This is a genomic window from Candidatus Atribacteria bacterium, assembly GCA_011056645.1.
Taxonomy (GTDB): domain Bacteria; phylum Atribacterota; class Phoenicimicrobiia; order Phoenicimicrobiales; family Phoenicimicrobiaceae; genus Sediminicultor; species Sediminicultor quartus.
On the sequence record DSEL01000162.1, the window covers coordinates 1 to 8,299 of the forward strand.

Consider the following 8,299-nt stretch of genomic DNA (forward strand, 5'->3'; position numbering starts at 1 on the left):
CTCCTGTTTCTCATGTCTGGTATTTTAAAGCAATACCAAGTCCTTTATCTCTACTTTTAGACATTTCTCCGCGTAATTTGGAGAAGATATTATATTATGCTCCAGATCGAAGAAGAGAACAATTATTTGAAGTCATCGAGAAAGGTGGGACAGATTTAGAAAAAGGAGATATTATTTTAGAAGCAGAATACCGTATTCATAAAAAATATAATGAAAAATTTATTGCTGAAGCAGTCTATAATATTAATAAAGTTAAAATATTTTCTCCTAAAATAGGCAATGTAATATCAGAGAAAGAAGATCAGGATCTACAGAAAATATTTGGTAAAATTTTTTACCAAAAAGAACTATTGTCCCCTCTAAATAAAGAAGAAGAATCTGAAGATGGAAAAGAAAAAGAAGAAATAGAAGAAGAGATAAAAGATTTTAAAGAAGAAAAAACAGAAAATAGAGAGGATCAATATCGAATTACTAAGATTGACGGTTTAATATCTGCAACTAATTTAAAAAGATTAGAGGAAGAAAAAAATATATCCTTGCGATCGAAATTGGCCACTCAAAACATTGAAGAGTCTTGTTACATAGTGATACATCCCGGTAAAACTTCTTACCAAAGAGGAGAAATCATTCTAGAAATAGAGAAGCTCCTTCTAAGTAATTATGATCCCGAATTTAAAGCTGGAATAGGAGCAGAAGCAATCAAAGAGTTATTAAAGGAGTTGACCTTAGATAGATTAACTCTGGAACTTCGCGAAGAGTTAAAAAAAACTACTGGTCAAAAAACGAAAAAGATTATTAAAAGATTGCAGATAGTTGAAGCATTTCGTAAATCTAACTGCAAACCCGAATGGATGGTATTAGAAATAATTCCGGTCATCCCCCCTGACTTAAGGCCTATGGTGCAATTGGAGGGAGGGCGCTTTGCTACTTCTGATTTGAACGATCTATACAGGAGAGTTATAAACAGAAACAACAGATTAAAAAGATTACTAGAATTAGGAGCTCCGGAAATTATTATTAAAAACGAAAAGAGAATGTTACAGGAAGCAGTTGACGCTTTAATAGACAATGGCAGAAGAGGACGAGCAGTACTTGGCACTGGGAATAGACCTTTAAAATCATTAAGTGATATGTTAAAAGGTAAGAAAGGTAGATTTAGACAAAACCTTTTGGGTAAAAGAGTCGATTATTCGGGAAGGTCGGTAATCGTTGCCGGCCCTAATTTAAAATTTTACCAATGCGGATTACCCAAAAAGATGGCTTTGGAGTTATTCAAACCATATGTAATGAGAGAGTTAGTAGCTCAGGATTTAGCTCATAACATTAAAACGGCAAAAAAAATAGTTGAAAAGGGGAGACCTGAGGTCTGGAGTATATTAAAAGATATCGTAGAAGATCGTCCTGTTTTACTGAATCGGGCACCAACATTACATCGTTTAGGTATTCAGGCTTTCAAACCAGTTTTGGTGGAAGGAAATGCTATACAAATTCATCCTTTAGTTTGTGCAGCTTTCAATGCGGATTTTGACGGCGATCAGATGGCAGTTCATGTTCCTCTTTCACCTGAAGCTCAGGCTGAAGCAGAAGTTTTAATGCTATCTTCGAATAATATACTATCTCCGGCGAATGGATTACCGGTAGCTTTACCTAGCCAGGATATAATCTTAGGTTGTTACTATCTAACGATGCGGGAAAGCGGACAAAAAGGTGAGGGAAAAATTATTGGTAATTTTAATGAAGCAGTAAGGATTTATGAGGATGGTTTTATTGATTTACATGCAAAAATTAAATGTAAAATAAATAATTCCTTAAAAAGTACCACAGTTGGCAGAATTATTTTTAACGAAATATTCCCCGATGATATGGATTTTATCAATTTAACCATAACTAAAAAATCCTTAGAAAAAATTATATCTTTTGTTTACCGGAAATATGGAAAAGAAACAACCGTTGATATTTTAGATAAAATTAAAAAATTAGGTTTTAGTTTTGCCACTTCTTCCGGGATTTCTATTGGTATAGCAGATTTAGAAATACCTTCTCAGAAGGATGAGATATTGGAAATAGCCGAAAAAGAAGTAGATAAAATTCAAGAGCAATATAATTACGGACTGATTATGGATGACGAAAGAGAACAGAAAATAGTTAATTCCTGGACCAAGGCTTCCAATGATGTGGTTGATGCTATTTTAAAGAACTTAAGCAAATTTAATCCTTTATATATTATGGCAGATTCCGGAGCTAGAGGAAGTAAACGGCAGATTGGTCAATTAGCTGGCATGAGAGGTTTAATGGCTGACCCTTCGGGAAAAATTATTGAATTTCCCATTAGGTCTAATTTTCGAGATGGCTTATCGGTGTTAGAGTATTTTATTTCAACCCATGGCGCTCGAAAAGGATTGGCAGATACTGCTCTTAGAACTTCAAAATCAGGTTATTTAACCAGAAGATTGGTTGATGTTGCCCAAGATGCCATTATAAGAGAAGAAGACTGCGGCACATCTGACGGAATAATTATTAGAGCTTTTCAAGATGACGGAAATGTAATCGAGACTTTAGAAGAAAGGTTAGTAGGGAGGATAACTCAAGAAGAGCTAATAGACCCTAAAACCGGTGAAGTACTGGTTAAATTAGGGGAAGAAATTGATGAAAAAGCCGCAAAAAAGATTGCGGAAACAGGTATAAAAGAGGTTAAAGTTAGATCGGTTTTAACCTGCAGAGCAGAACATGGTATATGTGTTAAATGTTATGGTAAAGATATGGCTACCGGCGAATTAGTAAATATCGGAGAAGCTGTAGGAGTTATTGCTGCTCAATCTATTGGAGAACCAGGGACGCAATTAACTTTAAGGACTTTCCATACAGGAGGAGTAAAAATAACCGGTGAAGATATTACCTTGGGACTTCCACGGGTAGAACAACTTTTTGAGGTGAGAAAACCAAAAAAACAAGCGGTAATTAGTGAAATAAACGGTATAATTGAGGAAATTATTACCGATGATGATCATAAGAAACAGGTAGTAATTAATCCTGAAACATCAAAAGAAAATAAAGAAATAATTGAAGAAAAGAAAAAGATTTATAATATTCCAATTGATTTAAGATTAATAGTAGAAAAAGGACAAAAAATTGACGCCGGAGAAAGATTGACTGTCGGATTTATCGATCCACACGATATTTTGAAGATTCAGGGAATTAAGGCGGTTCAGGAATATTTATTAAAAGAGATACAAGCGGTATATAGATCACAAGGAGTTAAAATCAGCGATAAGCATGTCGAGACAATCATTCGTCAAATTGCTCGTTTAAATATGATTTATATCAGATCAGCTCGTGATTCTGATTTGTTATCTGGAGAATTAGTATATGTATCAGATTTTGAAAAAGCTAACAAAAAGGTCGTAGAAAAAAATGAAGAAATAAATAGGAAGAACAGAGAATTATTAGAAAATAAAAAAGCTATCTTTTCATTGGTAAATATTAAAACGGGTGAGGTAATAGTGAAAGAAGGAGAAGTAATTACTAATAAAATGATACCTAAAATTGAAGCCAGCGATTTTACCTCTCTGATAGTTGAAGATCAAGATAAAAAAGAATTTACAATTGTAAAAGGAGAAAATTCCTTTATAGATAGAATAACGGGTAATATTTTAGTAGGTGAGATTAAAGATAATATTCAAGAAGGCAACACTGAAATAGACAATCCAATTAATTCTAAGATGAAATACAATCAAATCATTAGTAAAGAAATGGGAGTAGAAATTGCCAATAATGATGTGAGAGTAATAAGCTGTGCTATACCGGATATTTACGAAAAGATAAAAGATCGGATTACGGCCGAAGTTATTACTAATCCAGAAGATTCTCAAGTCTTGGTGAATGCAAACAAACAACTTACTTCCTCAGAAGCGGATAAGATTATCAAAACAAGGGTAAACCAAATAAAGGTATGGAAAGATACTAAGGAGATATCCATAAGAGATGGATTGATCAAATCCATAAAGGATGAAATTATTGGACGACCCATTGGCGAAGATATAAAAGATCCAGTAAGCGGAAATATTATTGCAGCCAAAGATCAAATCATAAGTAAGAATTTAATTAAAAAAATATTATTGTATAAACTAAGCGAGCTACCATTAGAAGATGGGAGATATTTTTCATTGGAAGGTAGAACTTTAGAATTCCTTTATGAAAATGCAGTGGGGAAAACTACAGCTTTGGATATTGTAGATCCAGAAACAGATGAAGTGATAATCAGCGGAGGGAAAAAGATAACCAGGGACGATGCAACAGAAATTTGTAACCGACATTTGGATCTAATAAAAGTAAGAACCAACCATAAAAATGAATCTATTAAAATCATCGAAAATGTGGGATTTATAAAAAGGAAGAAATTTGTTGCAGTGGGAATGCCTATAATCCAAGGTATTACCCAAGCTTCTCTGTCTACTGAAAGTTTTCTATCTGCAGCATCATTTCAGAGAACTACTCATGTTTTAACTAATGCTTCTATCAAGGGGAAAATAGATAAACTTTATGGTTTAAAGGAAAATGTTATTATTGGTAATATTATTCCCGCAGGAACAGGTTTAAATCAATACGGAAAAGTAGAAGTTGATTACTTGCATGAGGAAGAAGAACAAGTAAAAGAAATATTTAAAGAAACAGAAATAGAGCAGAGAGAAAAAAAGATAGATCTATTTGGGGAAGAAGACGAAGAAAAAAAAGAGAAGTTGTCAGATCTCACAAAAGATCAAGAGGGAGAACTTATTTAGTTATTTAGCGAATAGTAATCCATATTATACTATACGCAACATGTAATACGGTTTTTTATAATAATTTAGCTTGACATCAAATAATGATGCTGTTAGAATATAAAAGTATTTTTATTTATAACAGGTTGATAAATTTAGACAAAGGAAGGTGAGATATGCCTACCATTAATCAGTTAGTAAGAAAAGGCAGGAAGAAGGTCTTTAAAAAATCTGATACACCCTCTTTACAGAATAGTCCTTTAAAAAGGGGGGTATGTACTAGGGTTTGGACGATAACTCCCAAGAAACCTAATTCCGCACTGAGAAAAGTCACTCGAGTAAGATTAAGTAATAATATGGAAGTTACAGCCTATATTCCAGGAATAGGACATAACCTTCAAGAACATTCTATTGTACTCTTAAGAGGTGGACGAGTAAAAGACTTACCAGGGGTTAGATATCATATTATAAGGGGAGTTATGGATACTACCGGAGTAGAAAATAGAAAGCAAGGACGTTCAAGATATGGAGCTAAAAAACAGAAAAAGACGAGTAAGTAAACAATGTTAAGTTATTTAGGTATTTGGTTACGTGGTTAGTTAGTTTACTAATTGATTAATTGATTAATACAGTTCACCAGATAACCAGATAGCCAATTAACCGTTTAATTGAATATTAATTTAAACAGATAGAGGTGATAAATAATGTCCAGGAGAAGAAGGGCAGTAAAAAGAATAAATGCACCAGATCCTGTATATCATGATAAAAATGTAGGAACTTTTATTAATAAACTAATGTATGACGGTAAAAAAAGTAAAGCGGAAGCAATTTTTTATAGTGCTTTAGAAATAGCTGCCGAGAAGACAAAAAAGGAACCCTTGGAAGTATTTAATCAAGCCTTGCAGAATGTCATACCAGTATTAGAGGTCAAATCAAGAAGGGTTGGAGGAGCTAGTTATCAAGTTCCGGTGGAAGTAAGTCCGGATAGGAGAATAACTTTAGGGATGAGATGGATCATTAATTTTGCCAGGAAAAAAACCGGCAAACCGATGCATGAAAAATTATCCTTAGAATTAACGGACGCGGCGAATGGCGTGGGAGCAGCGGTTAAGAAGAAAGAAGATACTCATAAAATGGCAGAAGCAAACAAAGCATTTGCTCATTACAGGTGGTAAATTGATTAGTCATTAGTGAATAATCAATAGTCGTTAGTTTTAAATATAGATTTTCAACTACCTATTTAAGATATTTGGATAAAGAGAATCGGATTCCTTTAATTAATTTTAGCGGTATACGATTAAAAAAGATACGAAATAAAATTAGGTTTTCAAATTATGTCTACAAAATTAACTTTAGATAAAATAAGAAATATTGGTATAATGGCTCATATTGATGCCGGTAAAACTACTGTTACCGAGAGGATACTTTACTATACAGGAAAAGTACATAAGATGGGCGAGGTGCATGAGGGGTCGGCAACTATGGATTGGATGCCTCAAGAAAAAGAGAGAGGTATTACTATTACTTCCGCAGCAACTACTCTTTATTGGAAAGATCATCGTATTAATATAATTGATACACCTGGACACGTAGATTTTACAATAGAGGTTGAACGTTGTTTAAGGGTACTCGATGGTGCTGTTGCAGTATTTTGTGCAGTAGGAGGGGTAGAACCTCAAACAGAAACCGTCTGGCACCAGGCAGAAAGATATGGTGTTCCCCGTATGGCCTTTATTAATAAAATGGATAGGTCGGGTGCAGATTTCTATCACGTCATAAAAGTGATTCAAGAAAAGCTGGGAGCTAACCCCATAATTATTCAATTACCCTGGGGAAGTGAAGAAAATTTTAAAGGAATTATCGACTTAATAAAAATGAAAGCCTATTCTTATAACATAGATGATTTAGGGGTAAATTATAGAGAGGTTACTATATCAGAAGATATGCAGGAATTGGCTAATCAATATCATCATAAAATGATAGAAATCCTATCTGAAATTGATGATAAAATTATGGAGAAATATCTTGAAGGTGAGGAAATTGCCTCTCATGAAATAAAATCTGCAATTCGCAGATTAACTATTAAAAATGAAGTAGTTCCGATTCTATGCGGTTCAGCCTTAAAAAATAAAGGTATCCAGTTGCTTTTAAATGCGGTAGTAGATTATCTGCCTTCTCCGTTAGATGTTCCGCCTATTAAGGGTATAGATCCCCGAAACGAGAAAGGGATCAATAGATTAGCCGAAGAGAACGAACCATTATCTTCTTTGGTTTTTAAAATTATGACTGATCCTTATATAGGAAAATTGAGTTTTGTGAGAATCTATTCAGGTATATTAAAATCTGGTTCTTATGTCTATAACTCAACTAAAGATTTTAAGGAAAGGATAAATAGATTAGTATTGATTCATGCTGACCACAAGAAGGATGTTACAGAAATACCTGCTGGAAATCTTGGGGCAATAATCGGTTTAAAAAAGTCGACTACCGGAGACACTTTATGTGATGTAAACCATCCTATAATTTTGGAATCGATAAAATTCCCTGAACCGGTAATTTCTATTGCAATTGAGCCAAAAAGTAAAGCAGAGCAAGATAAGATGGCATTAGCTTTGGATAAATTATCTGAAGAAGATCCGACTTTTAAAAGGGCGCATAATATTGATACCGGTCAAACTATCATTTCGGGTATGGGGGAACTTCATTTAGAAATCATTGTAGATCGTTTACTTCGAGAATTTAAGATAGAGGGGAATATAGGGAAACCACAAGTAGCTTATAAAGAAACAATCGAGAGAAGTGCTCAAGCCAGAGGAAAATTTATCAGACAATCAGGAGGCAGGGGACAATTTGGAGATGTAACTTTAGAGGTTGAACCTTACAAAGAAGATAATTTTAAATTTATTAATAGGATAGTTGGCGGATCAATACCTAAAGAATATATCCCCGCAGTAGAAAGTGGCGTAAAAGAAGCTATGTTAAGTGGAGTATTAGCTAATTACCCGGTCACTAATATAAAAGTTACTTTATTAGACGGTTCTTATCATCCGGTGGATTCATCGGAGATTGCTTTTAAGATCGCGGCCTCTATGGCTTTTCAGGAATGTATGAAAAAAGCCAAATCAATACTTCTTGAACCGATGATGGAAGTGGAAATTGTCACCCCGGAAGAATATTTAGGTAATTTGATAAGTGATATAAGTTCACGAAGAGCGAAAGTTGAGGGAATAGAAACAAAGGCTAAAGTAAAAATTATTACTGCCTATGTACCTTTAGTCGAGATGTTTGGCTATACTACTAGTTTAAGATCAATTTCACAAGGTAGAGCAACTTCCACTATGCAGTTTTTATATTACGAAAAAGTACCAGATAATATTACTAAAGATATATTAATCTAAATGTAAAATAAAAAAATTTAAAGAATATTTAAGGAGGAAAAATCAAATGGCAAAAGAAAAATTTGTTAGAACTAAACCCCATATTAATGTGGGTACTATCGGTCATGTTGACCATGGTAAAACCACCTTGACCTCGGCTATCAC

At 33.9% G+C, this 8,299-nt stretch carries 5 protein-coding genes; all 5 read left to right on the forward strand.

Going from position 1 to position 8,299, the window contains the following annotated elements:
• A partial coding sequence (gene rpoC, locus ENO17_07080) for a DNA-directed RNA polymerase subunit beta' (protein ID HER24792.1) occupies positions 1–4,778 on the forward strand: 4,778 nt, incomplete at its 5' end.
• A 155-nt stretch (positions 4,779–4,933) separates the two neighbouring features.
• Entirely contained in the window at positions 4,934–5,317 is a 384-nt protein-coding gene (locus ENO17_07085) for a 30S ribosomal protein S12 (protein HER24793.1), read from the forward strand.
• A 144-nt stretch (positions 5,318–5,461) separates the two neighbouring features.
• Positions 5,462–5,932 (forward strand): 30S ribosomal protein S7, encoded by a 471-nt coding sequence (locus tag ENO17_07090; GenBank protein HER24794.1) that lies wholly within the window; start codon positions 5,462–5,464, stop codon positions 5,930–5,932.
• A gap of 159 nt (positions 5,933–6,091) precedes the next feature.
• The gene (gene fusA / locus ENO17_07095; GenBank protein ID HER24795.1) at positions 6,092–8,155 is read left to right on the forward strand and encodes an elongation factor G; all 2,064 of its coding nucleotides are present in this window, start codon (positions 6,092–6,094) and stop codon (positions 8,153–8,155) included.
• 46 nt (positions 8,156–8,201) lie between these two features.
• Positions 8,202–8,299: elongation factor Tu (locus ENO17_07100; GenBank protein HER24796.1), on the forward strand; the 98-nt coding region annotated here is incomplete at its 3' end.